Here is a 26,186-nt window from a genome sequence, read left to right on the forward strand (position 1 = left end):
CCCAGTTCATCTGGGGTCTTTCGCGTTTTCGGGTGCGGTGGGCGGCGGCAGGTGGGTCGTGAACCAGGTGCGGGACAGGTCCGTGGCCTGGTCCAGGGTGCCGGGTTCCTCGAAGAGGTGGGTGGCGCCGGGGACGACGGCGAGGTGGTTCTCGCAGGTCAGGTGGGTCTGGGCCTGGCGGTTGAGGTCCAGGACCTGGGGATCGGCGCCGCCGACGATCAGCAGGGTGGGGGCGGTCACGGCGGGCAGGGCGGGGCCGGCGAGGTCGGGGCGGCCGCCGCGGGAGACGACGGCGGCGATGTCCGTCCCCGGCTCCGCGGCGGCCCGCAGCGCGGCGGCTGCTCCGGTGCTGGCGCCGAAGCAGCCGAGGGGGAGGTTCCGGGTGTCCGGGCGGCGCCGCAGCCAGGCCGTGGCGGCGGTGAGGCGGGCGGCCAGCAGGGCGGTGTCGAAGACGTTGCCGCGTTCGCCCGCCTCCTCCTCCGTGAGCAGGTCGAACAGCAGGGTGCCGAGCCGGGCGCGGTGCAGCCCGGCGGCGACGTACCGGTTGCGCGGGCTGTGCCTGCCGCTGCCGCTGCCGTGCGCGAAGACCACGAGGCCGGCCGGGGCGGCGGGGATCGTCAGGTGTCCGGCCAGCCGGACCGGGCCCGCCTCGACCTCCACCTCAGCCTCCACTTCCGCCTCAGCCTCCACTTCCACCCCGGCCTCGGCCTCGGCCTCCTCGGCGGTCTCCCTCGGCTCCCCGGTCCGCTCCGTCCCGTCGCCGGAAGCCGCCTCGCGCAGGCAGGCGATGACGTCCTCGTCGTCGAGCTGGGCGAAGTCCGTGTAGAACTGGCCGACGGCGAAGAAGCCCGACGGGGTCTCCAGAGCGACCAGTTCGTCGGCCTCGCCCGCCAGGCGCCGGGGCCAGTCCGGCGGGGCGACCGGCACCGCGAGCACGGTGCGCGCGGCGCCCCTGGCCCGTACCGTCCGGCAGGCCGCCCGCGCGGTCGAACCGGTGGCCACCCCGTCGTCGACCAGCACGACGGTCCGCCCGGCGACGGGGAGCGCGGGCCGGTCGCCGCGGTAGCGGGCGGCCCGGCGGAGCAGTTCGCGCTGCTCGCGCTCCGCCACGCGCTCCAGCGCCGCCGGCGGTACGCCCACCTCGCGCACCACCGTGTCGTCCACGACCCGCACGCCGTCCTCGCCGATCGCACCCATGGCCAGCTCGGGCTGTGCGGGCACGCCGAGTTTCCGTACCAGGCAGAGGTCCAGCGGGGCGTCGAGCGCCCTGGCCACCGCGGCGGCGACCGGGACGCCGCCGCGCGGCAGGCCGAGCACCACGACGTCCGGCCGCCCGGCGAGCGCGGCCAGCCGGTCGCCGAGGTGCCTGCCCGCCGCCGCACGATCCGTGAAGAGCACGGTCGGGCTCCCTACTCCCCGGAGGTCCACAGCGGGGCGGACGATGTCGCCTCGGGCGCCCCGACCGCCTCGATGTCGCCCGCGGCGGCGCGCATCAGTTCGCGGCCCAGCGCGATCAGGGCCCGGCCGGCGGCGAGTTCGTCGCCTATCTCGGGCACCTCGGGGTCGTAGGGGCTGCGGCGGGCCTCCGCGCAGCTCTCCAGGACGTTGTCGCCGGTGTCCAGGACGATCCGGGCGGTGGTGTCCGGGTCGTGTTCGGACAGGTACAGGTTCAGCCGCCATTCCTTGACGGACGCAGGCCGGCTGGTGTCGACGGGTCGCGTCATCGTCGGTCCCTCCTCAGCTCCGCTCGCCCCGGCTCCGCTCGCCGGGGCTTCTCCGGCTCCTCTTGCTCCTCCTGCTGCTCCTGCTGCTCTTCGCGCCCCTTCCACTGTCCACTGTGCCTCGCGCGGGTGCGGGCCGCGCGGTCCGGCAGGCAGCGTCCGCCGGCGCGCGCGGGGGCGGGCAGAATGGGCGCCATGACCACGCGTTCCTGCCCGTGCGGGCTGACCGGGCCGTACGAGAAGTGCTGCGGCCGTCTCCACTCCGGCGCGGCCGCCGCTCCGAGCGCCGAGGCGCTGATGCGGTCGCGGTACAGCGCCTTCGTGCGCCGGGACGCGGGGTATCTGCTGCGGACCTGGCACCCGCGGACCAGGCCGGAGCTTCTGGAACTGGATCCGGGGATGCGCTGGACGGGCCTGGAGATCCTGGACACGGCGGACGGCTCCGCCTTCCACGCCACCGGGACGGTGACGTTCCGGGCGTCCTACCGGGGCGGTTCGCTGCACGAGCGCAGCCGCTTCGAGCGGGTGGACGGCGCGTGGGTGTACGTGGACGGTGACTTCCTGGCGTAGCCGCGCCGGGGCCGTGGCACGGCTACGGCGCCAGGACGTCCAGTTCCTGGAGGGCGCCGACGGTGATCTCCCGGGTCAGCCGCTCGGCGCGCTCGGCGTCGCGGGCGCGGACGGCCTCGGCGACCTGGACGTGCAGGGTGACGGCGGCGGGGTCGGGGTCCTCGAACATGACCTCGTGGTGGGTGCGGCCGGTGAGGACCTCGGCGACGACGTCGCCCAGGCGCGCGAACATCTCGTTGCCCGAGGCGGTGAGGATGACGCGGTGGAAGGCCATGTCGTGGAACAGGTACTGCTCCAGCCGGTGGCCGCGTGAGTTGGCGACCATGCCGAGGGCGCACTCGGTGAGTTCGGCGCACTGCTCGGCGTCGGCGTACCGGGCGGCGAGTCCGGCCGCGACCGGTTCGACCGCCGAGCGCAGCACGGTCAGGGAGCGCAGTTGGCGCGGCCGGTCGGCGCCGGCCAGCCGCCAGCGGATGACCTGGGGGTCGTAGACGTTCCACTCGTGCTGCGGGCGTACGGTCACGCCGACGCGGCGGCGGGAGGCGACCAGGTGCATGGACTCCAGGACGCGTACCGCCTCGCGCATCACGGAGCGTGAGACGTCGAAACGCTGTGCCAGTTCATCGGTGCGCAGGACACTGCCGGGGGGGTACTCACCCGCGGTGATCGCGGGGCCGAGGGTGTCCAGTACGCGGCCGTGCAGCCCCCGGCCCGGTGTGCTCATGCACTCAGCGTACGGGGTGGATCACGGAATCGAAAAGTCAGACTTATATGTCACAGACTCTTGAATTCGTCGTACCTAATGGGTTTCAGTGTGGCGGACGCCGGATGTCGGCGTCCCATGTCGGACCCATGTCAGACCCATGTCGGTCCATCTCGAGGAAGACAGCGAGGCAGTGATGCGCACCCCCCACGTCGTCGTGGTGATGGGCGTCGCCGGTACGGGCAAGACCACCATCGGTCCCCTGCTCGCGGGCCGGCTCGGCGTCCCGTACGCCGAGGGCGACGACTTCCACCCACAGGCCAACATCGACAAGATGGCGGCCGGGATCCCGCTCGGCGACGAGGACCGCCGGCCCTGGCTCGACGCCATCGGCGCCTGGGCGCACGGGCGGGCCGGGCTCGGCGGGGTGGTGAGCAGCTCGGCCCTGAAGCGGGCCTACCGCGACCGGCTCAGGGCGGCGGCCCCCGGGGTCGTCTTCGTGCATCTGACCGGTGACCGCGAGCTCATCGAGGACCGGATGGCGCAGCGCCAGGGGCACTTCATGCCGACCGCGCTGCTGGACTCGCAGTTCGCCACGCTCCAGCCGCTGGAGGCGGACGAGCGCGGTGTCGCGGTGGACGTCTCGGGTACGCCCGAGCAGATCGCCGCGCGCGCCGTGGCCGCCCTGGACGGCCTCGACGGTGCCGCGCCGGACGCCACCGCGCCCGGCGGTCCGTCCTCGCGCTGACGCTCCCGCTCCCCTGCGGCCACCGGCCGCGCCTCCTCCGACGACCCCCACCGTCCCCTTCCTTCCTGTCCCTCTTCACCTCCAAGGGAACACCCCGTGACCAGACTCAGCGTCGAGATGCTGGCAGCGGACGCGCCCCCGGCGATCACCTCGGCCGGACACGCCCAGCTGGGCATCGCCGTCCTGGCGGGCATCGCCGTCATCGTCCTGCTCATCACCCGGTTCAAACTGCATGCCTTCCTGTCGCTGACCATCGGCTCGCTGGTGCTCGGCGCGGTCGCGGGCGCGCCGCTGGACAAGGCGATCACCAGCTTCACCAGCGGACTCGGTTCGACGGTCGCCGGTGTCGGCGTGCTGATCGCGCTGGGCGCGGTGCTCGGCAAGCTGCTCGCCGACTCGGGCGGCGCCGACCAGGTGGTGGACACGATCCTGGCGAGGGCCAAGGGCCGGGCGATGCCCTGGGCCATGGTGCTGATCGCCTCGGTGATCGGGCTGCCGCTGTTCTTCGAGGTCGGCATCGTGCTGCTGATCCCGGTGGTGCTGATGGTGGCCAAGCGCGGCAACTACTCGCTGATGCGGATCGGCATTCCGGCCCTGGCCGGTCTGTCCGTGATGCACGGTCTGATCCCGCCGCACCCCGGTCCGCTGGTCGCGATCGACGCGGTCAAGGCCAACCTGGGCGTGACGCTGGCGCTGGGCATCGTCGTCGCCGTGCCGACCGTGATCATCGCCGGTCCGCTGTTCTCCAAGGTGGCGGCCCGCTGGGTGGACGTGCCCGCGCCCGACCGCATGCTCCCGGAGCGCGCCTCGGAGAAGCTGGAGCACCGGCCGGGCTTCGGCGCCACGCTCGCCACGGTGCTGCTGCCGGTCGTGCTGATGCTGGCCAAGGCCCTGGTGGACATCGTCGTCGACGACGGCACGAACATGACCCAGCGGGTCTTCGACGTCATCGGCTCCCCGCTGATCGCGCTGCTGGCCGCCGTGATCGTCGGCATGTTCACCCTGGGCCGCCCCGCGGGCTTCACCAGGGAGCGGATCAACTCCACCGTGGAGAAGGGCCTGATGCCCATCGCGGGCATCCTCCTCATCGTCGGCGCCGGCGGCGGCTTCAAGCAGACGCTGATCGACTGCGGTGTGGGCCAGATGATCCTGGACATCTCCAAGGACTGGTCGATCCCTGCGCTGCTGCTGGCCTGGCTGATCGCGGTGGCCATCCGGCTGGCGACCGGCTCGGCGACCGTGGCGACCGTCTCGGCCGCCGGTCTGGTCGCGCCGCTGGCGGCCGACATGTCGACCGCGCACACGGCGCTGCTGGTGCTGGCGATCGGGGCCGGCTCGCTGTTTTTCAGCCATGTCAACGACGCCGGGTTCTGGCTGGTGAAGGAGTACTTCGGGCTGAGCGTCGGGCAGACGGTCAAGACCTGGTCGCTGATGGAGACGATCATCTCCGTGGTGGCCGGTGCGCTGGTCCTGCTGCTGTCGCTGATCGTCTAGCGCCGGGTCCGGCGGCGGTGGCGCCGAAGCGCGTGCAAGCCGAAGCTCGTACGAGCCGAAGCGCGTACAAGCCGAAACACGTACGAGGCACCACCGCCGCCCGCACCCGCCCCGCAGGGCGTCACGGTGCCGACCCGGCCGCCTTCTCCAGCTGGAACGCCTCGTTGCCCAGGCCGATGCGGGCGTGGGCCTCGGGTCTGCGGGCGCGCAGCACGGCGCCCTGGACCAGGCCGACGACCGCGGCGAGGCCGATGATGCCGGGCAGGATCCGGCTCAGGGCCGAGCCGGGGCCCGTGCCGACCAGGACGTCGAAGTCCTTCACCGTGTAGAGGGCGATCACCAGCAGGGCGAGTCCGGCCAGGGCGGAGGTGACCAGCCGCCAGCCCTGGGTGCGCGCGGCGCCGCGCCGTACGAAGAAGACGATCACCGACAGCGAGGCGGCCGCCATCAGGAGGATCACGCCGAGCGCGCCGATGTTGCCACCCCAGGTGAACAGGTGCAGGACGGGGGCGGTCGGGTCGCCGGCCGGTCTGTCGTCGGTGACCGCGAAGGCGACCACGATCAGCAGCGAGAAGACGGTCTGCGACAGGGAGCCGGTGGCCGGTGCCCCGCTGGCGCTGGAGGTGCGGCCGAAGACCGGGGGCAGCAGCCCCTCGCGGCCCATGGCGAAGGCGTAGCGGGCGACGACGTTGTGGAAGCTGAGCATCGCCGCGAACATGCCCGTCACGAACAGGACGTGCAGGACGTCGGTGAAGGTGCCGCCGAGCCGGGACTCGGTGAGCGAGAACAGCAGCCCGGCGCTCTCCTCGCGGGCGGTGCCGACGATCGCCGAGGGGCCGGTGGCGACGGTCAGCGCCCAGCTGCTGAGCGCGAAGAAGACGGCGACCCCGGCGACCGCGAGGAACATCACGCGGGGCACCAGGATGTGCGGGCGGCTGGTCTCCTCGGCGTAGACGGGGGCCTGCTCGAAGCCGAGGAAGGCGGCGATGCAGAAGCACAGCGCGGTGCCGATGCCCGCGCCCGACAGGGTGTCCGGGTCGAACGCGTGCAGGGACAGACCGGCCGGGCCCGGGTCGCCCACGGCGGCCACGTCGAAGACGACGACCAGCACGACCTCGATCACCAGCAGCACGCCGAGCACGCGCGCGTTGACGTCGATCTTCAGCCAGCCGAGCGCGCCGACCAGGGCGACGGCCGCGAGCGCCGGGATCCACCAGGCGACGGTGAGGTCGGCGTAGGTGGCGAACAGGTTGGACACCTCGAAGCCGAAGATGCCGTAGATGCCGGCCTGGAGGGCGTTGTAGGCGACGAGGGCGACGAGGGCCGCGCTCGCCCCGGCGGTGCCGCCCAGCCCCCGGGAGATGTAGGCGTAGAAGGCGCCCGCGTTGTGGACGTGGCGGCTCATCTCGGCGTACCCGAGGCTGAAGAGGACCAGCACCACGCCGAGGATCACGAAGAGCAGCGGCTGCCCGACGATGCCCATGACCGCGAAGGTGGTGGGCATGACCCCGGCGACCACCATCAGCGGGGCGGTCGCGGCCAGCACGGACAGCAGCAGGCCGCCCGTGCCGAGCCGGTCGGCGCGCAGGGCGCGTTCCGGGCCCTTGAAGGTGCTGATGCCGCCGCCGTCGGCGGTCGGTCTGCTCGGGTTCGAACTGCCCGTCGTCATCGGGGCCGTCCTTTCGGGCGTCGGGGCCTGGGTCTGGGGGCTTGCGGGGGCCGGGAGGCGCGCCAGGCGGTGCCGAGCGCGGCGGCGCGGGCGGTGCGGAAGGCGGTGTACGGGTCACGCTCCGGGTAGGACCAGGGGTGCTCGGTGGCGTGGTCGCCGATGCGCAGGAAGAGGGCGGCGGCCTCGGCGGCGCGGCCCTCGCAGTGCTTGGCGTGGGCGAGGTAGTTCAGGTCGACCACGCGCCGCGGATGGCCCTCCTGCCCCCACTCCAGCCACCAGTCGAAGGCGGCCTTCATCACCTGTCTGGCCCTGCGGCCCGCCCAGTGCCCGCAGCCGGCCGGGTCGGCGCCCGCCCGCCCCGCCGCGGCCAGCGCGCGATAGCGCTCGGCGTGGGCGACCACGGGAAGGATGGCCAGCGGGGAGTCGGCGGGGGCCTGCTCGGCGGCCCAGTTGGCGAAGTCGTAGACCTCGTGCAGCGGGTCGGGTCCGGCGGCGGCGTGGCGTTCGGCGAGCGCCGCCACCATCAGGTGGTGGGCGTGGTGGTGGTCCGGGTGGCGCAGCCGCACCTCGTCGAAGAGGCGGACCACGTCCTCCTCGGCGCCCAGGGAGCGCTCCAGCAGGAGCAGGGCGAGCCAGGGCGTCGGGTCGGCGGGCGCGAGGGCGGCCGCCGCACGGCACGCCTCGCGGGCCGGGCCCGGCTTCTGCCGGCCGTGCAGCGCGCGCTCGACCAGGGCGGCGCCGAGCAGCACGGACGCGTCGGCGGACTCGGGTTCGGCGAGCAGCCAGTCGCGCGTCCAGGCGGCGGTGTGCGCCTCGCGGGCGAGGACGGTGACGCGGTGCGCGCGGCGGTCCCAGTCGTCACCAGTGCGCGCGAGCAGCGAGCGGACCGCCTGCCAGCGGCCCTGGGCGAGGGCGGAGCGGGCCGTGACGAGTTCGGCGTCGTCGAGAGCGGCGTCGAAGGCGTGGGCCGCACGCTTGCGGCCACGGCCGAGGGGAGGCGGGGGTGGGGGCACCGCGGGACTTCCTCACGCGCTCTTCGTTCGTGCTGTGTGCGTCGCTCTGCCGTGCTCTGGGCGTCGCTCTTCGTCCGTGGTGGGCCGCGCCGCTCGTGGATTGCCGCCGCTCGCGTCCCTCCGGCCGGGTGCGGATCCGCTCCCGGTCACCGATCGCTGGTCGTCCGATCACGGACAGCAAACCCGCAGCCAACAGTCGGCGTCAAGGGCCACCGGAGTGTTACACGCGTCAACTCGACATGAAGGGGCGGTACTTGTGGAGAGCGGCGGGCGGAGCACCGCCGGACCGGGTCCGCGGGGTTCCTTCACCCGTGTGGCGTAGGCCATGGCGCGCTTCGGCGCGGCGGCCCACCATGGCCGTGTCGCCGTGCCGCCGCCCACGTGTCGCCGTGCCGCCGCCCTCCCGGACGGGCCGCGGCGGCCGGATCGAGCGCGCGGATCCGGGTACACGCATCGGCGGACAGTGCCCTGGAACGCTAGAGTCGGCCCTTACGCACCCCGTGGCCCGGCCGGATGATCGAGGTACGCAGCGTGTCGGTTCTGGTTCTGACTCTCGCCGTGAGCGCCGCGTGCTGCCTGGGCTTCGGCTTCGTCCTCCAGCAGAACGCCGCCCAGCGCGCTCCGCTCAGCGACTTCCTCTCGCCCCGGCTGCTGCTGGACCTGATGAGGGTGCCGCGCTGGCTGGGCGGGCTCGGACTGATGGTGCTCGGCATGGTGCTCGGCGCCGTCGCCCTGGGCCACGGCGAGATCTCCCTGGTGGAACCGCTGCTGGCCACCAATCTGCTGTTCGCCCTGGCGCTGTCGCGCTGCCAGACCCGGCAGCCGCTGGGCCGCCAGGGCTGGCTGGGGCTCGCGCTGCTGGCGGGCGGTGTGACGGCGTTCATCCTGGCGGGCCGGCCCCGGGCGGGCAGCGCGGTCACCGATCCGCTGCGGCACTGGCTGATCATCGGGACCATGGTCGGCCTCGCGCTGCTGCTGACCACCTACGCCAAGCGTTCCCGGCTCAGCTGGGGGCCGGTGCTGCTCGCGGTGGCCGCGGGGCTGCTGTACGGCGTGCAGGACGCGCTCACCCGGGTGAGCGGGCAGCGCTTCTCGGCGGGCGGCTGGTCGGAGCTGTTCACCGGCTGGCAGCCGTACGGACTGCTGGTCATCGGCGTCACCGGGCTGATCCTGGTGCAGAGCGCCTTCGAGACGGCGCCGCTGCGCATGTCGCTGCCCGCGCTCACCGCGGCCGAACCGCTGGCCGGGATCGCCTGCGGGGTCGGCTTCCTCGGCGACCGCCTGCGCACCGACGTCGCCGCGCTGACCGGGGAGGCGGCGGGCCTGGCGGCGATCGTGGCGGGCATCGTGCTGCTCGGCCTGCATCCGGCGATGCCGTGCGGCGCCTCGGTGCCCGAGCAGAAGCGGAAGCTCCAGCCGCGCTGAGCTTGGCCGCCGGACCCGCTGCGTGCGGTGCGCCCGCTGCCGGGACCGGGCGGGCTGCTTGGATGGGGACATGAGCGCTGCGGAGGAGATCCTCGACATCGTCGACGCCGACGACCGCGTCGTCGGACAGGCACCCCGCGGGGAGGTGTACGCCCGCGGGCTGCGGCACCGCTGCGTCTTCGTGGAGGCGCGGGACGCCGGGGGGCGGCTCTTCGTCCACCGCCGCACCGCGTCCAAGCTGGTCTTCCCGTCCCTGTACGACCTGTTCGTGGGCGGTGTCGTCGGCGCCGGGGAGAGCTACGACGACGCGGCCCTGCGCGAGGCCGAGGAGGAGCTGGGGGTGACGGGGCTGCCGCGCCCCGAGCATCTGTTCACGTTCCTGTACGACGACGGCGCCGGGCACAGCTGGTGGTCGGCGGTGTACCGGGTGCGCTGCGAGCTGCCGGTGCGCCCGCAGGCCGAGGAGGTCGCCTGGCACGGCTTCCTGTCCGAGGACGAGGTCGGGCGGCGGCTCGGCGAGTGGGAGTGGGTGCCGGACGGCCTCGCCGCGTACGAGCGGCTGCGGGCGTACCGGGCGGCGGGATGACCCGGCCCCCGGCGTCCGCCGGACGTGTGCGTGGGTAAGGTCCCCACCGTGATCGACTTCGCACGGAACGTCCGCCTGTGGTTCGCCCCCGAGGAGGTCAGGCAGGAGGGCCGCACCCCGGACTACCGCTTCTCGCTGGCCAACGAGCGGACCTTCCTCGCCTGGCTGCGGACCGCGCTCGCCCTGATCGGCGGCGGGTTCGCCGTGGACCAGTTCCTGCCGGGGCTGCGCTGGGCCTGGCGCGTCGGTCTCGCCCTCGCCCTGCTCGCCGCGGGCGTGCTGTGCTGTCTGCGCGCCGTCAACCACTGGGTGCGCTGCGAACGGGCGATGCGGCGCGGCGAGGACCTGCCCGCCTCCCGCTTCCCCGCCGTGCTGGGCCTGGTCGTCGCCGTCGTGGCCGTCGCCATGGTCGTGGTGGTCCTCGCGGGACGGGCCGGGTGAGCGGGGCCGACGGGGCCGACGAGAGTCATGGGGGCACCGGGGGCCCTGGCGGCGCGCCCGCGGGCGGCGGTGCGGGGGCGGCGGCCGCCGGGCGCGATCCCGGGCTCCAGCCGGAGCGGACGCGGCTCGCCTGGCGGCGTACGACGCTGTCCGGCACGGTGGTCGCCGTGCTCGCCGTGAAGGCGGCGCTGCACGGCGGTGTCTCGCCCGCCGGGGTGCTCGTCTGCGCCCTGTGCTTCCTGCTGTGGCTGGGCTTCCTGCTGGTGGCCCAGGCCCGTATCCGCTGTCTGTCCCGGACGGCCGCCCCGCCCGCCCTCACCGCCCGCCTGGCCACCGCGGCGGTGCTCTGCACGGTGGCCCTGGCGGTGTGCGCGTCGGCGCTGGTCCTCTGAGGCGGCCCCGGACCGCTCCGGCGGGAGCGGCCAGGGGCCGCTACGCCGCCGTCCCCCGGTCCACCGTCACGACGATCTTCCCCCGGGTCCGGCCCTCCTGGCTGTGCCGCAGCGCGTCCGCCGCCCGTGCCAGCGGGTACGTCTCCGCGACGTGCACGCTCAGCACCCCCTGCTCGGCCAGCTCGGACAGGTGCAGCAGATCCCGGGCGTCGGGGCGGACGAAGCAGTAGCGGCCGCCGTGGTCGGTGACCTCCGGGTCGGCGATGGAGGCGAGGCGGCCCTCGGGGGCGAGCAGCTGGGCGGAGGTCCTGGTGGTCTCGCCGCCGATCGTGTCGAACACCGCGGCCACCCCTTCGGGCGCGAGCCCGCGCACCCGCTCGGCCAGGCCCTCGCCGTAGGTGACCGGCTCGCCGCCCAGGGAGCGCACATAGGCGTGGTTGCGCTCGCTCGCCGTGCCGATCACGCGGGCGCCCAGATGGGCGGCGAGCTGGACGGCGAACGAGCCGACGCCGCCCGCCGCGGCGTGCACGAGCACGGTCTCGCCCCGCCTGACCCGCAGCGCCCCGGTGAGCACCTGGTAGGCGGTGAGCCCGGCCAGCGGGATGCCGGCCGCCTCGGCGAAGGAGAGGCCGCGCGGTTTGCGGGCGAGCGTGCGCACCGGGGCGGCGACGTACTCGGCGAAGGTGCCGCGGGACAGGAAGTCCTCGCGGACGTAGCCGATGACCTCGTCCCCGGCGGAGAACTCGGTGACCGCCGCGCCCGGCCGGACCACGACCCCGGCGAGGTCCCAGCCGGGCACCACGGGGAAGACGGGGTCCAGGAGGGCGTCCAGGTAGCCCTCGCGGCACTTCCAGTCGACCGGGTTCACGGCGGCGGCCCGCACCTCGACCAGCACCGAATCGGGGCCGACCTTGGGGTCGCGCACGTCCCCGTACTCCAGCACCTCGGGTCCGCCGTAGCGGTGGTAGCTGATGCCTTTCATGGCACCGACCCTCCGTGCCGCCCGCCCGCGCCGCAACCCGGCGCGCGGGCGAGGGTGCGGAGGAACGCGAGGAGACGGCGCGGAGTGCCGCAAGCCGTGACACGTGACCGAGGGCGGATTCACGGCCGCCCGCGCCGAACTCGTCGTGCGGTCGGCGCTCAGCTGGTCGGCGCGCGATCCGGCACGGGAGCCGGGCGCCGGCCTGTTCGGCGGCACGGGCCGCCGGGTGGTGCTCACGGAGGCCGGGCGGGCGCTGCGGGCGGGCGAGCCGGACCTCGCCTGTCCGGCACCGGACGCGCGGGAGCTGCCCGAGGGGCTGACCGCGTACGTGGCCCGGCACGAGGAGCTGGTGCCGGCCACCGGGCCGGGCCATCCGCTCGCCGCGGCCGGGCGGACCCCCGCGCGAGGACCTCGCCGGTGCGGGCAGGGGTCGGGGCGGCGTTCGTGCGCCGGGCCGTCGGGGAGCCGGAGCGGGCCGGGCTGCCGTGCGTGCGGATACGGCGGCCCGAGCCGGGCCGTACGGTCGTGCCGGCCGGGCGGGGGCCGCGGCCCCGGAACCCGGCCGCGGCGGCCCGGCCGGCTCACCTCACGGGCGCAGCGCCCGCAGCAGCAGGTCGGCCAGGTGGTCGGCGACCTCCTGCGGGGTGAGGGGGCCGTCCGGGCGGTACCAGGTGGACAGGTGGTGGACGGAGCCGAAGTGGTAGTCGACCACCAGGTCGGCGGGGGTGGCCCGGGAGAAGACGCCCTGGTCCTGGCCCTCCTCGATGAGCGCGCGGAAGCGTTCGTGGTAGCGCCGCCGCTCGGCGCGCACCTGCTTGTACTTCTCCGGGCTCAGGTGGTGCATGGAACGGAAGAAGATCGAGGCGTCGTCGAGGTTGTCGATGGTGGTGACGACGACGTCGGCGGCGGCGTCCCGCACCCGCTTGTGCACGGGTTCGTCGGCGTCGGCGAAGGCGTCGAGGCGCTCCTGCTGGAGGCGCAGCACGCGCGCGTACACCTCGTGCAGCAGGTCGTCCTTGGAGCCGAAGTAGTGGTACAGCGCGCCCTTGGTGACGCCGGCCGCCTCGACGATCTCCTGGACCGAGGTGCGGTCGTACCCCTGGGCGGCGAAGAGCCGGGTGGCGGCGGCCAGCAGCCGCTGGGGGACGGGGGTCCCGGCCGATTCCGTCGTCCTGGGCACTGCCGCCACCTGCCTTTCCGTGGTGCTACGGGTGTCGTGGGTCCTGCTCGGTGCCGTCGCGGTCACCACGTGAACGCAGTTCCCGCCGGAGGATCTTCCCACTCGCCGTCTTCGGCAGCTCCGGCAGGATCTCCACCTGCCGCGGGTACTTGTAGGCGGCCAGCCGCTCCTTGCAGTACGCGGCGAGCGCGTCCGGCTCCGCGGCGGCGTCCGGGCGGAGGCTGACGTACGCCTTGACGGTCTCGCCGCGGTAGGCGTCGGGCACGCCGACCACGGCCGCCTCGCGCACCGCCGGGTGGGTGTAGAGGACGTCCTCGACCTCGCGCGGCCAGACCTTGAAGCCGGACGCGTTGATCATGTCCTTCTTGCGGTCGACGACGTACAGCCAGCCCTGTTCGTCCATGAAGCCGATGTCGCCGGTGCGCAGTTCGCCGCCGGGGAAGGTCTCGGCGGTGGCGTCGGGGCGCCGCCAGTAGCCGGGGACAACCTGCGGGCCGCTGACGACGATCTCGCCGGGGGTGCCGAAGGGCGTCTCGGCGCCGGTGTCGTCGACGATGCGCACGACGGTGTCGGGTCCCGGCACGCCGACGGCGAGGGTGCCGGAGACCGGGTCGACGGGAGCCTCCCGGCCGGGCGGTACGGAGGCGCAGGGCGCGGTGCACTCGGTGAGGCCGTAGCCGTTGCGGATGTACGGGCCGAAGCGGGCGCGGAACGCCTCGACCAGCGCGGGCGGCAGGGGCGCGCCGCCCGAGGAGATGACGTGGAAGGAGGAGAAGTGGTCCGGGGTGACGGCGGGGTGGGCGGCCAGCGCCATGAAGGCGGTGGACGGGCCGACGGTGTAGTGCGGACGGTGTTCGGCGAACGCCTCCAGCACGAGGGAGGGTTCGAAGCGGTGGGCCAGGACCAGGGTGCCCGCGCTGTTCAGACAAGCGCCGAACTGGCAGACCATGCCGGTGATGTGGAACAGCGGTGCCAGCGCGAAGTAGACGGGCGCCTCGGGCAGGCCGAGGCCGGTGCGCTGGCGTTCGGCGTTGTACATGATGTTGCCGTGGGTGTTGGTGGCGCCCTTGGGGGTGCCGCTGGTGCCCGAGGTGTAGCTGATCAGCGCGAGGTCGCCGGGCGCCGGGGCGGGCGCGGCGGGGGCCGGGTGCCCGGCGCGGGCCACGGCCGTCAGGTCGTCGGCGTCCGGGGTCTCGGGCAGCCGTTCGAAGGCGAGCGCGCGCGGGTCGTCGCGGGTCTGGAAGTCGCGTTCGCAGGCGGTGAAGACGATCCGCACGGACGAGCCGGCCGCGGTGGCGCGCAGGAAGGACTCCCAGGCCCGGTCGGTGCAGACGAGCGCGCTGACCTCGGCGTCCTTGAGGACGTGGGCGACCTCGGCGGACTTGTACATCGGGTTGACCGGGACGACGGTCGCGCCCGCCTTCCAAGCGCCGAGGACGGCGAGCACGAAGTGCGGCGAGTTCTGGAGGACGACGGCCACCCGGTCGCCGGGGCGCAGTCCGCGCGCGGCGAGCTGTCCGGCCACCGAGTCGCTCAGCTCGTCGGTCTCGCGGTGGCTGAGGCGGGCGTCGAAGTAGGCGAGGAAGGTGCGGTCGGGGGTCTCGGCGGCCGACCGGCGCAGGGCGTGCACCAGGGAGTCGGCGGGGTGGACGGGGGCGCGCTGGGCGTCGTCGAGCAGCGGCAGCCAGGGCTTGGCCGCGTACCGGGAGGCGGGCGCGGCGCTCACCGGGCCTGCTCCCAGGTGCGCTGGATGCGGTTCATGCCGGCCAGCCAGTGGTCGGGGTCGGTGGCGCGGGCCCGGTAGAAGCCGGCCGCCTCGGGGTGCGGCAGGATCAGGAAGCGGTCCTCGGCGATGCCCTTGAACAGGGCGTCGGCCACGTCAGCGGGTTCGACGGCGGTCGGCCTGAGCACCAGGTCGCCCGCGCTCCCGGCCGCGTCGAGCATGTCGGTGCGCACCCCTTGCGGACAGATCGCGTGGACCTTGATCCCGCGGTGGCGGTACGTCAGCGACAGCCACTCGGCGAAGGCGTAGGCGCCGTGCTTGGTGACGCTGTAGGGGGCGGCGCCGATCATGGTGAGCAGTCCGGCGGCGGAGACGGTGGAGACGAACCGGCCGGCCCCGCGCTCCAGCCAGCCGGGCAGCAGCGCCTCGGCGGCGCGGACATGGGCCATGACGTTGACGTCCCAGGCCCGCGCCCAGACCTCCTCGCCCGCGGCCTCGGTGCCGGCCGAGCCGAGGCCCGCGTTGGCGCAGTAGACGTCGACGGTGCCGCCGAGCGCGTCGCGGGCGTCGGCGACGATCGCGGAGGCGTCGCCGGGCAGTGCGATGCCGCCGGTCTCGGCGGCGACGGCGGCCGCCTTCGCGGCGTCGAGGTCGTTGACGACGACTCTGGCGCCCTCGGCGGCGAACCGGCGGGCCAGCGCCGCGCCGATGCCCGCTCCGGCCCCGGTGACGACCACGCCCGCACCCTGAACGGCTTCCACCAGCGATCTCCTTCGCCCTGGTCCGACGCGCTCGCGGATCGGCTCCGCGGCGACACACTAACCGGTCGGTATGCCGTGGGGAAGAGGGGTTCGGGCCGGGCGTGCGCCGGCTCGCTCCCGGCTCGTTCCCTGACGGCGGGGCGCACGCTAGCGTGCGTGGGCATGTCACCCGCCCGCGATCACGGAGGTCACCGGATGAAGCTGTCCCGTCGGAGTCTGCTCGCCACCTCGGCCGCGGTGGCCGCCTCCGCCGTCCCCGCCGCGCAGGCCGAGGCGGCACCACGGGGCCGGGGCCGGCCGCTGCGGACCGGGTTCGAGCGGCTGGCGGCCGACGGCTACGCGCCGCTGGCCGGGCAGCGTGTCGGCGTCGTCACCAACCCGACCGGCGTCACCCGGGACGTACGGCACATCGTCGACGTGATGCACGCCGACCGCCGGGTGGACCTCCGCGCCGTGTTCGGGCCCGAGCACGGCTTCCGCGGCACCGCGCAGGCGGGCGGCTCCGAGGGCCGCTACGACGACCCGGCGACCGGGCTGCCGGTGTACGACACGTACCTCAAGAGCGGGCAGCCGCTGGCCGACGTGTTCACCGCCTCCGGCGTGGACACCGTGGTCTTCGACATCCAGGACGTGGGCGCCCGCTTCTACACGTACATCTGGACGCTGTACGACTGCATGGAGGCCGCCGCGCTCGCCGGGAAGCGGTTCGTGGTGCTGGACCGGCCGAACCCGATGACCGGCCGCGAGGCGCTGGGGCCGGTGCTGCACAAGGAGTTCGCGACGTTCGTGGGGCGGCAGCCCGTCGCCCAGGCACACGGCATGACGGTCGCGGAGCTGGCGCGGCTGTTCAACGCGGAGTTCCTGGCCGCCCCGGTACGGCTGGAGACGGTGCTGATGACCGGCTGGGACCGGTCCTCGTTCTACGACGCCTCCGGGCTGCCCTGGGTGCCGCCGAGCCCGAACATGCCGACCCCGGACACGGCTCTCGTCTACGCGGGGACCTGCATGTTCGAGGGCACCAACCTCTCCGAGGGCCGGGGCACCACCCGCCCCTTCGAACTGCTGGGCGCGGAGGGCCTGGACGGCCGCTGGGCGGATGCCGCCAACGCGCTCGGCCTGCCCGGGGTCCGCTTCCGCGAGGCGTACTTCGCGCCGACGTTCTCCAAGTTCGCGGGGAAGACGGCCGGCGGGGTGCAGATCCATGTGCACGACCGGGCCGCCTTCGACCCGCTGCGCACCGGGATCGCGCTGCTGGTGACCGCCAAGCGGGTCTGGAGCGGCTTCGCCTGGCGCCCGGACGACTGGATCGACAAGCTCACCGGATCCGCCCGGGTGCGCACGATGATCGACGCGGGCGCGGACACCGACGAGGTGGTCGGCGGCTGGCGCACCGAGCTGGCCGCCTTCCGCCGTACGCGCGGACGCCACCTGCTGTACCGGTGAGGCGCGCACCGGCGCGGCGCACGGCGGCGGCGTGCCGGGGAACCCCCCTTCCGCGCCCGTCCTGACGTATGGCCAACTCGCCCCGGCGGCGGGACGATGCATCCCACATCGCACCGCTTCGGGACGAGGGGGACGGTCATGACGGAACCAGGGACGAATCCGGCCCCCTACTGGGAGCTGACGTTCGACGCGGACGGGGACGTGGACGGCCCGGAGCGGGACCGGCTGCTCGCGCAGGCGGGCGCGAGCGGGGTACGCGACCTGATCGTCCTCGCGCACGGCTGGAACAACGACCGCACCGGTGCCACCCGCCTCTACCGGCACTTCCTCGCCCCCGTGCCGGACCTCGCGCCGGGCGCGCGGGTCGGGTACGTGGGGGTGATCTGGCCGTCGATGCGGTTCTGCGACGAGCCGATCCCCGACTTCCCGCGCTCCACCGCCGCCTCCGCGCCCGGCCCCGCCCTCGACAAGGACACCCGGCACGCGCTGCTGGAGACCTTCCCGGGGCGGGCCACGGTGGTGGACCGGCTGGTGCGGATGCTGGACGAGCGGCCGCGCGAGCAGGGGGCGGAGGAGGAGTTCGGGCGGCTGGTGCGGCTGCTGGTGGAGGTGGTGCCGCCGGGGCCGCAGGCGCACTTCGCCGCGGACACGGTGGCGGAGGGCGTCCCGGAGAGCGGCCCCCGTATGTTCACCCGGCCCGCCGCTGAGGTCTGCGCGGAGTTCGCCGCTGCCCTGGCGGGTCTTGAGGCGCCCGGCGGCGCGGCGGCGTTCGCGCTGCCGGACCCGTGGGAGGGCGCCAAGGAACTGCTGCGGCAGGCGGCGTACTACGCGATGAAGCGGCGCGCGGGCACGGTCGGCGAGCGCGGGCTCGGACCGGTGGCCGGGCGGCTCGCGCAGGCGGTGCCCGAGCTGCGGATCCATCTGGTGGGGCACAGCTTCGGCGGGCGGCTGGTGTCGTTCGCGCTGCGCGGGCTGCCCGCGCGGGTGCGGGCGGTGAAGTCGGTGACGCTGCTCCAGGGCGCGTTCTCGCACTACGCGTTCGCCGCCCGGCTGCCCGGCGACCCGCGTACGGGCGGGGTGCTCCAGGGCCAGGAGCACCGGGTCGACGGGCCCGTGGTGTGCTGCCACTCCTCCCACGACACGGCGCTCGGCACCTTCTACCCGCTGGCGTCGCGGCTGTCCGGCGACGACCGGTCGGTGCTCGGCGTGGACATCGGGGCGCTGCTCGGGCCCCGGTGGGGCGCCCTGGGGCACGACGGCGTGCAGGGGGTGCCCGGCACGCGCGCGTGCACCCTGGCCGACGCGCTGCGCGGGCCGCTGCCCGCCACCGGCTGCGTGAACGTGGACGCGTCCGCGGTGATCAGGAACGGCGGGCCGCCGGCCGGTGCGCACAGCGACATCGTGCACCCGGAGCTGGCCCGGCTGGTGCTGGCGGCGGGTCGCGTGCGCTGACCCGCCGCCGGCACCCTCACCGCCGGGGCCCGGGGGTCACCGGTGCGAGGTGTACTCCACGACCTGCTGGTAGGTGGGCCGGTTCTGCCAGCTGATCCTGCCGTGCTTGATGCCGCCCAGGGCGCGCTGGGCGATCGAGTCGGCGCACCACTGGTCGCCCGCCGAGCACTGGTCGTCGCCCGGGTAGACCTGGGCCGCGGTCAGTCCCGCCGCCTGCTTGAGCGTGCCGAGCAGGCTGTCGCGGCAGGCGGTCAGGCTGCCGGCGCCGCAGTACTTCCGCGCCAGCGGGCCGTTCACCCGCTCGCCGAGGACCGCGCGGATGTCCTTGTCGACATAGCTCCACCAGCCGTACTGGAAGGCACTTCCCGCGTGCGAGCCGGTCGGGCCGTGTCCGGCGGACGGCGCCTCGTCGACGGGCAGGTTGGCGCCGAAGGCGGTGTACAGGTCGCTGCCGAGCCCCGGTTCGAACTCGGCCTTGACCAGCAGCGGCCACCAGGCGTCGAGGATGCGGACGGCGTCCGCGTCGGCGTACTTCTGGGAGCCGGCCGAGGTCTCGGTGCGGTGGGCGCCCGCGGTCAGCCAGGCCCGCAGCTTGTCCACCGCCGCCGCGGCCGCGCTGTCGGTGACCGGCGCGCCGTCGATCACCTTCAGCAGCTTCGGCAGCACGTCCTCGGCGCGCAGATCGGCGACGGCCGCGTCCGCCATCGCCTGCGTCAGCGCGGTGCGGGTCACCCCGCCGGCCGCGACGAGCTTCTTCACCCGGTCCTCCAGCAGGTTGCCGCGGTGCACCGAGCCCTCGCCCCAGGGCGCGGCCGCGTAGTCCTCGGCCTGCTTGTTGTTCCAGGAGATGTAGTAGTCCTGGTCGACGGAGTTGGGGTGCGCGGCGGGCGCGGTGTAGTCGGCGGTGTTGGAGGCCGGGTCCCAGCCGCGCCACTCGTAGGCCGGCTGCGCCCACACCGGGAACTCGGCGTCGACTCCGGCGGCCCGCACCGGGTTGTCGCCGCTGTTGTAGTACGCGGTGTGCCGGGAGTCGGCGTAGAACCAGTTGAAGGTGAAGTTGATGTGCTGCGCGGCCTGCTGGAAGTCCTGCGGACCCTTGACGTAGTCGGGGTCGTTGAGCATCTGGAAGCCGATGATGGAGTCGGCCTCGTGCAGGTAGGAGGAGCGCAGGGTGGTGTAGGCGACCTTCTTGCCGCCGACGGTGGCGCGGTACTGGACCGGGCCGTACTTGGTGCGCCACACCCGCATGGTGTACGAGCCGGCCGCGGTGCCGTCGGCGACGGTGGGCTTCCACGCGTTGGCCTGCTGCACCTGCTCCATGGCGGTGCAGGTGCCGTGGTAGAGGTAGTGGTGGTCGTCCTGGCACAGCTCGACGGCGTAGGTGTCGATGATGTCCTGGCCGGAGGTCGTGGCGCTCCACGAGTAGTCCTGGCCGCGGCCCAGTTCGACGTACATGCTCAGGCCCGCGAAGGAGGCGCCGCGGGCGCTGATGCCCGGCCCCTGTATCTCCTGGAGCAGCAGCAGCTGCGGGGCGAAGTAGCCGGTCTGCGGCCCGAAGACGGCGACGGGGTGGCCGCTCGCGGTGTGCGCGCCGCTGACGACGAGGGCGTTGGACATGCCCCGGCGGGCCGAGGACAGGGCGCTCTTCGCGGCGGAGTCCGCGGTGCCCGTCGCGGCCTGGCTCTTCGCGCTGCCGGTGCGGTCGTACAGCAGGGGTTCGGCCGTCACCGAGCCCGCGTCGGGCAGCGCCTCGCCCTGCGCGGAGGCGGGCTTGGCGGCGTAGGGGAAGCTCTGGCCGTCGTGCAGGGTGAGGACGGCCTCGGGGTCGTTGCGCTCGCGGAAGGACTCCCAGACCCTGGTGCCCTCCGCCACGCCGTACTTGGCCTGGGCCTCCAGCAGCGACAGGGCGTTGTTCACCTCGCCGCCCCCGCCGGCGCCGAACAGCGAGCCGACCACCGAGGCCAGCGCGACCATGTCGGTGACCTTGAAGTGGTCGATGGTGCCCGCGTTGGTGATGGCGTCCTTGTGCCCGGTCAGGACGTACTCGCCGGGGAAGTAGCGGCCGGGGTCGGAGGCGTCGATGTAGGCGTTGATCCCGGCGAGGTAGGCGTTCACGTCGGCGAGTGCCTGCTGCCCGCGCTCGCCGTTCTTGGCCACGGCGGTGTCGATCTGCGCCTGGAGGTCGGCCTCGGTGTAGGGCGCGTTGCGGTAGAACTGCTGTTCAAGGCCCTGGTTGGCGGGGGCGCCGCCCGCGAAGGAGGTCAACTGGCCGCGGCCGACGTGCCGGAAGACGTCCATGAGCCACAGCCGGTCCTCGGCGGCGGCGTACCCGGCGCCGAACTCGGTGCCGTAGCGGGTGGTGCCCGTGATGTGCGGTACGCCCGTCTTCTTGTCGCGGACGATGGTGACGTCGCCGCGTCCGGCCGGCTTCTCGCTGGAGGCGACCTGGCCGGAGGGGACGCCGAACGAGGCGTCGTTGAAGAAGGTGTTGATCTTGTCGGTGGTGAGCGCCGGGTAGCCCTTGGCCAGGTTCGCGTACGGGCCGAGCTGGTCCTCGGCGTGGCCGGGCTGGGTGCCGAACGCCTGGTTGAGGAGGATCTGGGCGAGGGTGGCGTTGCCGTTCTCGCCCGGCGGCAGGATGTCCGAGCACTGTCCGCCGCAGTAGTCGTCCGCGGCAGCGGCCTTCGGCGCGCCGCTCGCGGCGACCGCTTGGGAAAAGGGTGACAAAAGACCGGCAATGAGGACGCATACGGATGCGGTCTTCAGGAACCCGGGGAATCTGCGGGGAGTTCTCATTCTGTCGAGCGCGCTGAGTGGGGTGCGCCGTGGCATGACTGCTCCTCCCGACGGGGGTGGGGCGGGACGTTACCGGCGGTAGCTCCGACTTGGAAGATGAACACGCGTCACTTTTTGGAGTCTGCGTGACGGACATGACGGTCGATCAGGGCGAAGCTGTGGCGGACACCGGAAATCGGATGGAGCCGAATCGCGGGCAGACGCGTCTATCCGACGACGTCGGTACGACCCATCCGTACGACGGCGCCGAAGTGACCGAAGTAGCAGGTGCAGGTGTGACGGAGGTGCAGGGCGATGGCCGGTTTCCGGAGTCTGGCGAGACAGGTGCGGGACCCGCGGTGCGATCTGGCACTGCGGCGCTACTCACTGCGCAAGTGCCTTGAGCGGTTCGCCCCTTACGGGCACCGGGCGACCTGGGACCATCTGTGCTCCCGCGCCGGGTTCGGCCCGGAGGACAGGTCCCCCGACCCGGTGCGGCTCGTGGCCGCGCTGGAGGAGCTGGAGGAGGCGCGTTCGGTGTGGCTCGCCTACGAGGCCGAGTTCGCCGGGCGGCGCAGGAAGGAGAAGCACGACGGGCTGCGCCGGCCGGGCAGCGTGGACGACTGGCACCGGCTGACCTGGGGCGGCTTCGGGGTCGCCTGGTGCGACGACCCCCGGGTGCACCCCGGCGAGCCGCTGGCCGAGGTGCTGCGCCGGCTGATCGCCGCGCTGGAGCGCGACCCGGGCGCGGCGTGCCCGGTGTGCGGCGCGGAGCGCCTGGTGTGGCGGTACGGCCTGGACCACGAGCCGTCCTCGGGACCGGTCTGCGCGGACTGCGGCATCCTGGTCCCGCGGCCCGTGCTCACCCCCGCGGCCCTGGCGGACGCCCGGCGCGGGCGGCGGCTGCTGGTGTCGGCCTGAGCCGGACGGGACGCCGGACGGGGTGCCGGACCGGCGCCGGGGAGTGCCGGGTCGCGGTCCGGGGCACCCTTGCGGCCATGCAGGTGTGTCTGAACGGTTCCCGTACGGCCCGGGACGGCGCGGCGGTGCCGCTCACCCCGGACCGGGCGGCCGGGTCCGCGGCGGAGGCCGTCGCGGCGGGCGCCACCGAGGTGCACGTCCATCCCCGTACACCGTGCGGGCGCGAGAGCCTGTCGCCCCGCGTGGTGGCGGCCACGGTGGAGGCGATCAGGGAGCGGGTGGCCGTGCCGGTCGGGGTGACCACGGGCGCCTGGACGGAGCCCCGTCCGGCGGCCCGCCTCGCGCGGGTGCGGGACTGGACGGTGCTGCCCGACTTCGCCTCGGTCAACTGGCACGAGCCGGGCGCCGAGGAACTGGCCGCCGCCCTGCTCGACCGGGGCGTCGGCGTCGAGGCCGGCCTCTGGTCGGGCACGGACGGCCCGGCCCGGTTCGCCGCCTCGCCGCTCGCTCCCCGGGTGCTGCGCGTCCTGGCGGAGGTGACGGACCCGGCCGTCGTGAGTGCCGAGGCGTCCGCCCGCGCCCTGCTGGCCGCCGTCGGCGACGCGCACGGCCGCCCGGTCCTGCTGCACGGCGAGGAGGCGAGCACCTGGCCCGTCCTCACCCTGGCGGCCCGCCTCGGCCTGCCCACCCGCATCGGCCTGGAGGACACCCTCCACCTGCCCGACGGCGAACCCGCCGCGTCCAACGCCCAGTTGGTAACGGAGGCGCTGCGCCTGGTCCACCGTCAGGACGGCGGGCCGTAGGCCGCGGGCGGAGCGGGGGCACGAAGGGGTTCTGGGCGGCGGGGCGCCTCCCCGTCCGGGGGCTGCCCGGGGCGGTGTGGGCTACCGCGGGAGCGCCGGGGCGGGGCGGGGTCCCGGCGGCGCCGGGCGGGCCGGACGCCGCGCCGCAGGCGCCGCGCCGGGGCGGGCGTCTCGGCGGCGCTCCGGGACGGCAATGGGCATCCGCGGACGCATCGACGCCGTACGGGGCCCTGGCCGGGCACCGCGCCGGGACGGCCACCGGAGCGGAACGGGCGCTCGGCGGCGCTCCGGAACGGTACGGGCATCCGTGGACGCATCGGTGCGGTACGGGCTCCGGGACGGGCGCCGCGCCGGGGCGGGCACCTCGGTGCCGTACAGGCCCCTGGCCAGCCCCCGCGCCGGGACGGGCATCGGAGCGGAACGGACGCCTCAGCGGCGCCCCGGAACGGCGCAGCCATCCACGGACGCATCGGTGCCGTACCGGTCCCGGGACGGGCGCCGCGCCGGGACGGCGGGTCTCCCTCCCGGCGCAGTACCGCGTACGTACGCGCCTGATCCGGGCCCGCCCGCCTGGGCAGGTGCACCGGCTCGCGCCGGGCCCCGGACGCACCCGGGTCGCCCGCCCGCGGGTCATCTCCGCCCCGCCCCGCCCGGCGCCACCGGCGCCGCTCGCCGTCGTACCGCGCGGGACGCCCCGCCCCGGCGTCCGCTCCAGCGCCGGTGGCGCCGGGCGGTCCGCCCCTCCGCCGACGGTGATGCCCCGTGCACACCCGGCTCGCGCCCCACCCGTACGGCGGGGCCTTCTGCCGCCCGGCACCGGGACGCGGCCGGGGCACGGCTCCCACCCGGCACCGCCGGTGTCGGCGCCGGGCGCACCGCCCGCGCGAGCGGACCACGCCGCCCCGGCGTCCGCCCGAGCACCGGGTCCGCGACGGACCACCACGGCGGTGCGTCCGGCAGGCGCGCCCCTCCCCCGGCGGTGGCGCCCACGTACGCCTACGCCTGCACCCGCCCGAACAGGGGCACCGGCCGGCGCGCGGTGCCACCGGAGCCGACGCACACCGCCCGAGCGGATCACGGTGCCCCGGCACCGGGCCGGGTGCCGCCGCGCCCCGGAGCATCGGTCGCGTGGGGGCGGGCGGTGGGGTCAGGGGTTCTTCGGCCGGTCGGCGGGGGCGGTGACACCGGGGCGCTCGGCCATCAGGCGGGAGCCGGTCAGGCGGTCGCCGAACGCGTCGTCCGGGTTGGACAGGACGCAGGTGTCCAGGGAGAGGCAGCCGCAGCCGATGCAGTCGGTGAGGTGGTCGCGCAGGCGGTTGAGCTGCTTGATGCGCTCGTCGAGTTCGGAGCGCCAGGCCGCGGAGAGGCGGGCCCAGTCCTCGCGGGTGGGGGTGCGCTCCTCGGGGAGTTCGGCGAGGGCCGCGCGGATCGTGGCCAGCGGGATGCCGACGCGCTGGGCGGCCCGGACGAAGGCGACCCGGCGCAGCGCGTCACGGCTGTAGCGGCGCTGGTTGCCCGTGGTCCGGCGGCTGCTGATCAGGCCCTTGGCCTCGTAGAAGTGGAGGGCGGAGACGGCCGCGCCGCTGCGGGCGGACATCTGGCCCACGGTCAGCTCGTTGATCTTCTCGGGAATCTGGGGCACTCCTCAGAGCCTACCCACCGCGTCCGGGCCCGGTTCCGTTGACAGGGGCCGCCACACCGAGCATGCTAAGCAGTTGCTTAGACATACGGGACGATGTGCGACGCGAGAGGCCGGGCAGATGGCAGAGCCGAGGATCTTCACCTCCGCCGACGAGCTGAGGGCGGCGGTGGGCGAGCAGTTGGGGTACACCGACTGGCTGGAGGTCGACCAGAAGCGGATCGACCTGTTCGCCGAGGCGACCGGCGACCACCAGTGGATCCACGTGGACCCGGAGAAGGCCGCGGCGGGCCCCTTCGGCACGACCATCGCGCACGGCTATCTGACCCTGTCGCTGCTCCCGCTGTTCGGGCCGCAGCTGATCCGGGTCGAGGGCGTGAAGATGGGCGTCAACTACGGCACCGAGAAGGTGCGCTTCCCCTCCCCCGTGCCGGTCGGCTCCCGGCTGCGCGCCACGGCGTCGATCACCGGCGTGCGCGACGTCGAGGGCGGGGTGCAGGTGAGCGTCGCCTTCACCGTGGAGCGCGAGGGCGGCGACAAGCCGGTGTGCGTGGCGGAGTCGGTCTCCCGCTACTACCTCTGACCTACGGCCGAGCGGCGTCCGGCCGGGCCCCGACCATGCGCAGCACGAGGTCGGCGTAGAGCGCGCCGACCTCCTCCGGCGTGCGGGGCCCCTCGACGTTGAACCAGCGGGCGACGTCGATGCACAGGGAGAGCACGGCCAGCGTCGTGCCGCGCACGTCCGGGACGTCGAACTCGCCCGCGGCCACCCCCTCCTCGACGACCGCGCGCACCTCGGCGTCGACCAGGCGGCGCAGCGCGAGGATCTCGGCGCGGGCGTCCGGGCCGAGGGAGTCGAGTTCGTACTGCACGACGCGCGCGGTGGTGCGCCCGCGTGCGTGCCAGCGGACGAAGGAGCTGACGGCGTCCGCGAGCCGCTCGGTGGCGCTGCCCTCGCGCCGGGCGGCCGTGCGCAGGATCTCCAGTGCCTTCTCGTGGCCGATGCGGCTGATGCGGTGGAGCAGCTCTTCCTTGGTCTTGTAGTGGATGTAGAGCGCGGCGGGGCTCATCCCGGCCCGGCCGGCGATGTCGCGGGTCGTCGTCGCGTGGTAGCCCCGCTCGGCGAAGGCCTCCACCGCGGCCACGAGCAGCCGCCGGGCCGCGTCGGGGGTGACCTCGGCCCACGGCTGCGCGTCCCCGCCGGCCGTCTCCTGCGCCGTACTCATCGCTCGTTCGCCCCTCTCTGCGTCAAGGGGTCCACCATACCGCCGAAGCTGAGCGGGCGCTTAGCGTCCCCGGTGGGGGCGGTTGCGGCCGGGCCCCGGAGCGGGCCGGGGCCCGGCCGGTCAGATCTTCTCGAAGGGGTCGTGCTCGGAGAGCAGCCTGTCCAGCCGGGCCTGGTCGACTCTGCTGACGATCTGCCCGGCCTCCTGCCGGTCCCGGATCACCTTGGCGAGGGTGAAGGCGGAGGTGACGAGGTAGAGGACGGCGATGGCGAGGAAGGACCGCACCCAGGCGTTGGCGTCCAGCCGGAAGATGCCGATGGCGGTGGCCGCCATGGCGATGGCGAAGGAGGCGACGGCCTGGCCGTAGAAGGCGGCCGTGTTCTGGTGCTTGACCGGTGTGTCACTCATGCGGCCCAGCATCCGCGGATGTGGCCGCCGCCACATCCGCCGACGTACTCAGACGCGTACTCAGACGCCCGTGCGGACGGGCCGCGGAAGCCCTCGCGGCCGGGTCCCGGG

25 protein-coding genes are annotated in these 26,186 nt (G+C 74.4%); 12 read left to right on the forward strand and 13 right to left on the reverse strand.

Annotation, left to right across the window (positions count from 1 at the left end; translation table 11 throughout):
• Positions 1-6: 6 nt before the first annotated feature.
• Positions 7-1,398: a phosphoribosyltransferase family protein gene (locus R4Z62_RS06115; RefSeq protein ID WP_491519292.1), complete on the reverse strand. Its 1,392-nt coding sequence runs from the start codon at positions 1,396-1,398 to the stop codon at positions 7-9.
• Positions 1,399-1,409: 11 nt separating this feature from the next.
• Entirely contained in the window at positions 1,410-1,724 is a 315-nt protein-coding gene (locus R4Z62_RS06120) for a dsRBD fold-containing protein (protein WP_064531924.1), read from the reverse strand.
• 192 nt (positions 1,725-1,916) lie between these two features.
• Between R4Z62_RS06120 and R4Z62_RS06125 the strand changes: the two genes are divergently transcribed.
• On the forward strand, positions 1,917-2,291 hold the full coding sequence (locus R4Z62_RS06125; protein WP_173860804.1) for a YchJ family protein: 375 nt from the start codon (positions 1,917-1,919) through the stop codon (positions 2,289-2,291).
• A gap of 22 nt (positions 2,292-2,313) precedes the next feature.
• Here R4Z62_RS06125 and R4Z62_RS06130 read toward each other — a convergent pair whose 3' ends face one another.
• Complete coding sequence (locus R4Z62_RS06130) at positions 2,314-3,015, reverse strand: FadR/GntR family transcriptional regulator (RefSeq protein ID WP_064531928.1); 702 nt, start codon at positions 3,013-3,015, stop codon at positions 2,314-2,316.
• 175 nt (positions 3,016-3,190) lie between these two features.
• Here R4Z62_RS06130 and R4Z62_RS06135 point away from each other — a divergent pair, with 175 nt between their 5' ends.
• Both R4Z62_RS06135 and R4Z62_RS06140 read left to right on the forward strand, forming a co-directional pair.
• A complete protein-coding gene (locus R4Z62_RS06135) occupies positions 3,191-3,742 on the forward strand; it encodes a gluconokinase (protein ID WP_355484201.1) in 552 nt (183 codons plus the stop codon).
• 96 nt (positions 3,743-3,838) lie between these two features.
• On the forward strand, positions 3,839-5,236 hold the full coding sequence (locus R4Z62_RS06140) for a GntP family permease (RefSeq protein ID WP_355484186.1): 1,398 nt from the start codon (positions 3,839-3,841) through the stop codon (positions 5,234-5,236).
• Positions 5,237-5,357: 121 nt separating this feature from the next.
• On the opposite strand, the gene R4Z62_RS06145 is transcribed toward R4Z62_RS06140, so the two are convergent.
• Together R4Z62_RS06145 and R4Z62_RS06150 are read right to left on the reverse strand one after the other, a co-directional pair.
• On the reverse strand, positions 5,358-6,905 hold the full coding sequence (locus R4Z62_RS06145) for an APC family permease (protein WP_355484184.1): 1,548 nt from the start codon (positions 6,903-6,905) through the stop codon (positions 5,358-5,360).
• A complete protein-coding gene (locus R4Z62_RS06150; RefSeq protein ID WP_385501016.1) occupies positions 6,902-7,918 on the reverse strand; it encodes a hypothetical protein in 1,017 nt (338 codons plus the stop codon). The genes R4Z62_RS06145 and R4Z62_RS06150 overlap by 4 nt, the downstream gene beginning before the upstream one ends.
• A 531-nt stretch (positions 7,919-8,449) precedes the next feature.
• Between R4Z62_RS06150 and R4Z62_RS06155 the strand changes: the two genes are divergently transcribed.
• The 4 genes from R4Z62_RS06155 (at position 8,450) to R4Z62_RS06170 (ending at position 10,762) form a co-directional block, all read left to right on the forward strand.
• Positions 8,450-9,343: a DMT family transporter gene (locus R4Z62_RS06155; RefSeq protein WP_026252958.1), complete on the forward strand. Its 894-nt coding sequence runs from the start codon at positions 8,450-8,452 to the stop codon at positions 9,341-9,343.
• Between the two features lie 70 nt (positions 9,344-9,413).
• Positions 9,414-9,929 (forward strand): NUDIX hydrolase, encoded by a 516-nt coding sequence (locus R4Z62_RS06160; RefSeq protein WP_064531935.1) that lies wholly within the window; start codon positions 9,414-9,416, stop codon positions 9,927-9,929.
• 48 nt (positions 9,930-9,977) lie between these two features.
• Positions 9,978-10,370 carry a YidH family protein gene (locus tag R4Z62_RS06165; protein ID WP_064537276.1) on the forward strand — a complete coding sequence of 131 codons (393 nt, stop codon included), beginning with the start codon at positions 9,978-9,980 and terminating at the stop codon, positions 10,368-10,370.
• Complete coding sequence (locus R4Z62_RS06170; RefSeq protein WP_355484180.1) at positions 10,367-10,762, forward strand: DUF202 domain-containing protein; 396 nt, start codon at positions 10,367-10,369, stop codon at positions 10,760-10,762. Before R4Z62_RS06165 ends, R4Z62_RS06170 begins: the two co-directional genes overlap by 4 nt.
• Positions 10,763-10,802: 40 nt before the next feature.
• Here the strand turns inward: R4Z62_RS06170 and R4Z62_RS06175 are convergent, their stop codons facing one another.
• The 4 genes from R4Z62_RS06175 to R4Z62_RS06190 form a co-directional block, all read right to left on the reverse strand.
• Entirely contained in the window at positions 10,803-11,744 is a 942-nt protein-coding gene (locus R4Z62_RS06175; RefSeq protein WP_355484178.1) for an NADP-dependent oxidoreductase, read from the reverse strand.
• Between the two features lie 586 nt (positions 11,745-12,330).
• Positions 12,331-12,924, reverse strand: coding sequence for a TetR/AcrR family transcriptional regulator (locus tag R4Z62_RS06180; protein WP_355484176.1), 594 nt, complete (start codon positions 12,922-12,924; stop codon positions 12,331-12,333).
• Between the two features lie 25 nt (positions 12,925-12,949).
• Complete coding sequence (locus R4Z62_RS06185) at positions 12,950-14,650, reverse strand: class I adenylate-forming enzyme family protein (RefSeq protein ID WP_355484174.1); 1,701 nt, start codon at positions 14,648-14,650, stop codon at positions 12,950-12,952.
• Entirely contained in the window at positions 14,647-15,411 is a 765-nt protein-coding gene (locus tag R4Z62_RS06190; RefSeq protein WP_355484199.1) for an SDR family oxidoreductase, read from the reverse strand. The genes R4Z62_RS06185 and R4Z62_RS06190 overlap by 4 nt, the downstream gene beginning before the upstream one ends.
• Positions 15,412-15,603: 192 nt before the next feature.
• On the opposite strand from R4Z62_RS06190, the gene R4Z62_RS06195 reads away from it, so the two are divergent.
• Positions 15,604-16,851 carry an exo-beta-N-acetylmuramidase NamZ family protein gene (locus tag R4Z62_RS06195; protein ID WP_491519293.1) on the forward strand — a complete coding sequence of 416 codons (1,248 nt, stop codon included), beginning with the start codon at positions 15,604-15,606 and terminating at the stop codon, positions 16,849-16,851.
• 138 nt (positions 16,852-16,989) lie between these two features.
• Complete coding sequence (locus tag R4Z62_RS06200; RefSeq protein ID WP_491519294.1) at positions 16,990-18,303, forward strand: serine-threonine protein kinase; 1,314 nt, start codon at positions 16,990-16,992, stop codon at positions 18,301-18,303.
• Positions 18,304-18,339: 36 nt separating this feature from the next.
• Here R4Z62_RS06200 and R4Z62_RS06205 read toward each other — a convergent pair whose 3' ends face one another.
• Entirely contained in the window at positions 18,340-21,135 is a 2,796-nt protein-coding gene (locus R4Z62_RS06205) for a penicillin acylase family protein (RefSeq protein ID WP_491519295.1), read from the reverse strand.
• A 258-nt stretch (positions 21,136-21,393) separates the two neighbouring features.
• Here R4Z62_RS06205 and R4Z62_RS06210 point away from each other — a divergent pair, with 258 nt between their 5' ends.
• Both R4Z62_RS06210 and R4Z62_RS06215 read left to right on the forward strand, forming a co-directional pair.
• Positions 21,394-21,999, forward strand: a complete 606-nt coding sequence (locus R4Z62_RS06210; protein WP_018570398.1) for a hypothetical protein — start codon at positions 21,394-21,396, stop codon at positions 21,997-21,999.
• A 77-nt stretch (positions 22,000-22,076) separates the two neighbouring features.
• Positions 22,077-22,802: a 3-keto-5-aminohexanoate cleavage protein gene (locus R4Z62_RS06215; protein WP_491519296.1), complete on the forward strand. Its 726-nt coding sequence runs from the start codon at positions 22,077-22,079 to the stop codon at positions 22,800-22,802.
• Positions 22,803-23,949: 1,147 nt separating this feature from the next.
• On the opposite strand, the gene soxR is transcribed toward R4Z62_RS06215, so the two are convergent.
• Positions 23,950-24,444 carry a redox-sensitive transcriptional activator SoxR gene (gene soxR / locus R4Z62_RS06220; RefSeq protein WP_491519297.1) on the reverse strand — a complete coding sequence of 165 codons (495 nt, stop codon included), beginning with the start codon at positions 24,442-24,444 and terminating at the stop codon, positions 23,950-23,952.
• Positions 24,445-24,562: 118 nt separating this feature from the next.
• Here soxR and R4Z62_RS06225 point away from each other — a divergent pair, with 118 nt between their 5' ends.
• Positions 24,563-25,024 carry a MaoC family dehydratase gene (locus R4Z62_RS06225; RefSeq protein WP_064531954.1) on the forward strand — a complete coding sequence of 154 codons (462 nt, stop codon included), beginning with the start codon at positions 24,563-24,565 and terminating at the stop codon, positions 25,022-25,024.
• Between the two features lies 1 nt (position 25,025).
• On the opposite strand, the gene R4Z62_RS06230 is transcribed toward R4Z62_RS06225, so the two are convergent.
• Entirely contained in the window at positions 25,026-25,667 is a 642-nt protein-coding gene (locus R4Z62_RS06230) for a TetR/AcrR family transcriptional regulator (RefSeq protein ID WP_382848475.1), read from the reverse strand.
• 120 nt (positions 25,668-25,787) lie between these two features.
• Complete coding sequence (locus R4Z62_RS06235) at positions 25,788-26,075, reverse strand: YiaA/YiaB family inner membrane protein (RefSeq protein WP_026252962.1); 288 nt, start codon at positions 26,073-26,075, stop codon at positions 25,788-25,790.
• Positions 26,076-26,186 lie beyond the last annotated feature (111 nt).

The sequence above is a fragment of the Streptomyces sp. PL-25 genome (genome assembly GCF_058344915.1).

Bases quoted from the DNA above. Each gene is read 5' to 3' on its own strand.
- R4Z62_RS06230 (WP_382848475.1), bottom strand. From the start codon at position 25,667: ATGAGTACGGCGCAGGAGACGGCCGGCGGGGACGCGCAGCCGTGGGCC.
- R4Z62_RS06175 (WP_355484178.1), bottom strand. From the start codon at position 11,744: ATGAAAGGCATCAGCTACCACCGCTACGGCGGACCCGAGGTGCTGGAG.
- R4Z62_RS06225 (WP_064531954.1), top strand. From the start codon at position 24,563: ATGGCAGAGCCGAGGATCTTCACCTCCGCCGACGAGCTGAGGGCGGCG.
- R4Z62_RS06160 (WP_064531935.1), top strand. From the start codon at position 9,414: ATGAGCGCTGCGGAGGAGATCCTCGACATCGTCGACGCCGACGACCGC.
- R4Z62_RS06195 (WP_491519293.1), top strand. From the start codon at position 15,604: ATGAAGCTGTCCCGTCGGAGTCTGCTCGCCACCTCGGCCGCGGTGGCC.
- R4Z62_RS06120 (WP_064531924.1), bottom strand. From the start codon at position 1,724: ATGACGCGACCCGTCGACACCAGCCGGCCTGCGTCCGTCAAGGAATGG.
- R4Z62_RS06145 (WP_355484184.1), bottom strand. From the start codon at position 6,905: ATGACGACGGGCAGTTCGAACCCGAGCAGACCGACCGCCGACGGCGGC.
- R4Z62_RS06130 (WP_064531928.1), bottom strand. From the start codon at position 3,015: ATGAGCACACCGGGCCGGGGGCTGCACGGCCGCGTACTGGACACCCTC.
- R4Z62_RS06125 (WP_173860804.1), top strand. From the start codon at position 1,917: ATGACCACGCGTTCCTGCCCGTGCGGGCTGACCGGGCCGTACGAGAAG.
- R4Z62_RS06200 (WP_491519294.1), top strand. From the start codon at position 16,990: ATGACGGAACCAGGGACGAATCCGGCCCCCTACTGGGAGCTGACGTTC.
- R4Z62_RS06210 (WP_018570398.1), top strand. From the start codon at position 21,394: ATGGCCGGTTTCCGGAGTCTGGCGAGACAGGTGCGGGACCCGCGGTGC.
- R4Z62_RS06215 (WP_491519296.1), top strand. From the start codon at position 22,077: ATGCAGGTGTGTCTGAACGGTTCCCGTACGGCCCGGGACGGCGCGGCG.
- R4Z62_RS06235 (WP_026252962.1), bottom strand. From the start codon at position 26,075: ATGAGTGACACACCGGTCAAGCACCAGAACACGGCCGCCTTCTACGGC.
- R4Z62_RS06205 (WP_491519295.1), bottom strand. From the start codon at position 21,135: ATGCCACGGCGCACCCCACTCAGCGCGCTCGACAGAATGAGAACTCCC.
- R4Z62_RS06135 (WP_355484201.1), top strand. From the start codon at position 3,191: ATGCGCACCCCCCACGTCGTCGTGGTGATGGGCGTCGCCGGTACGGGC.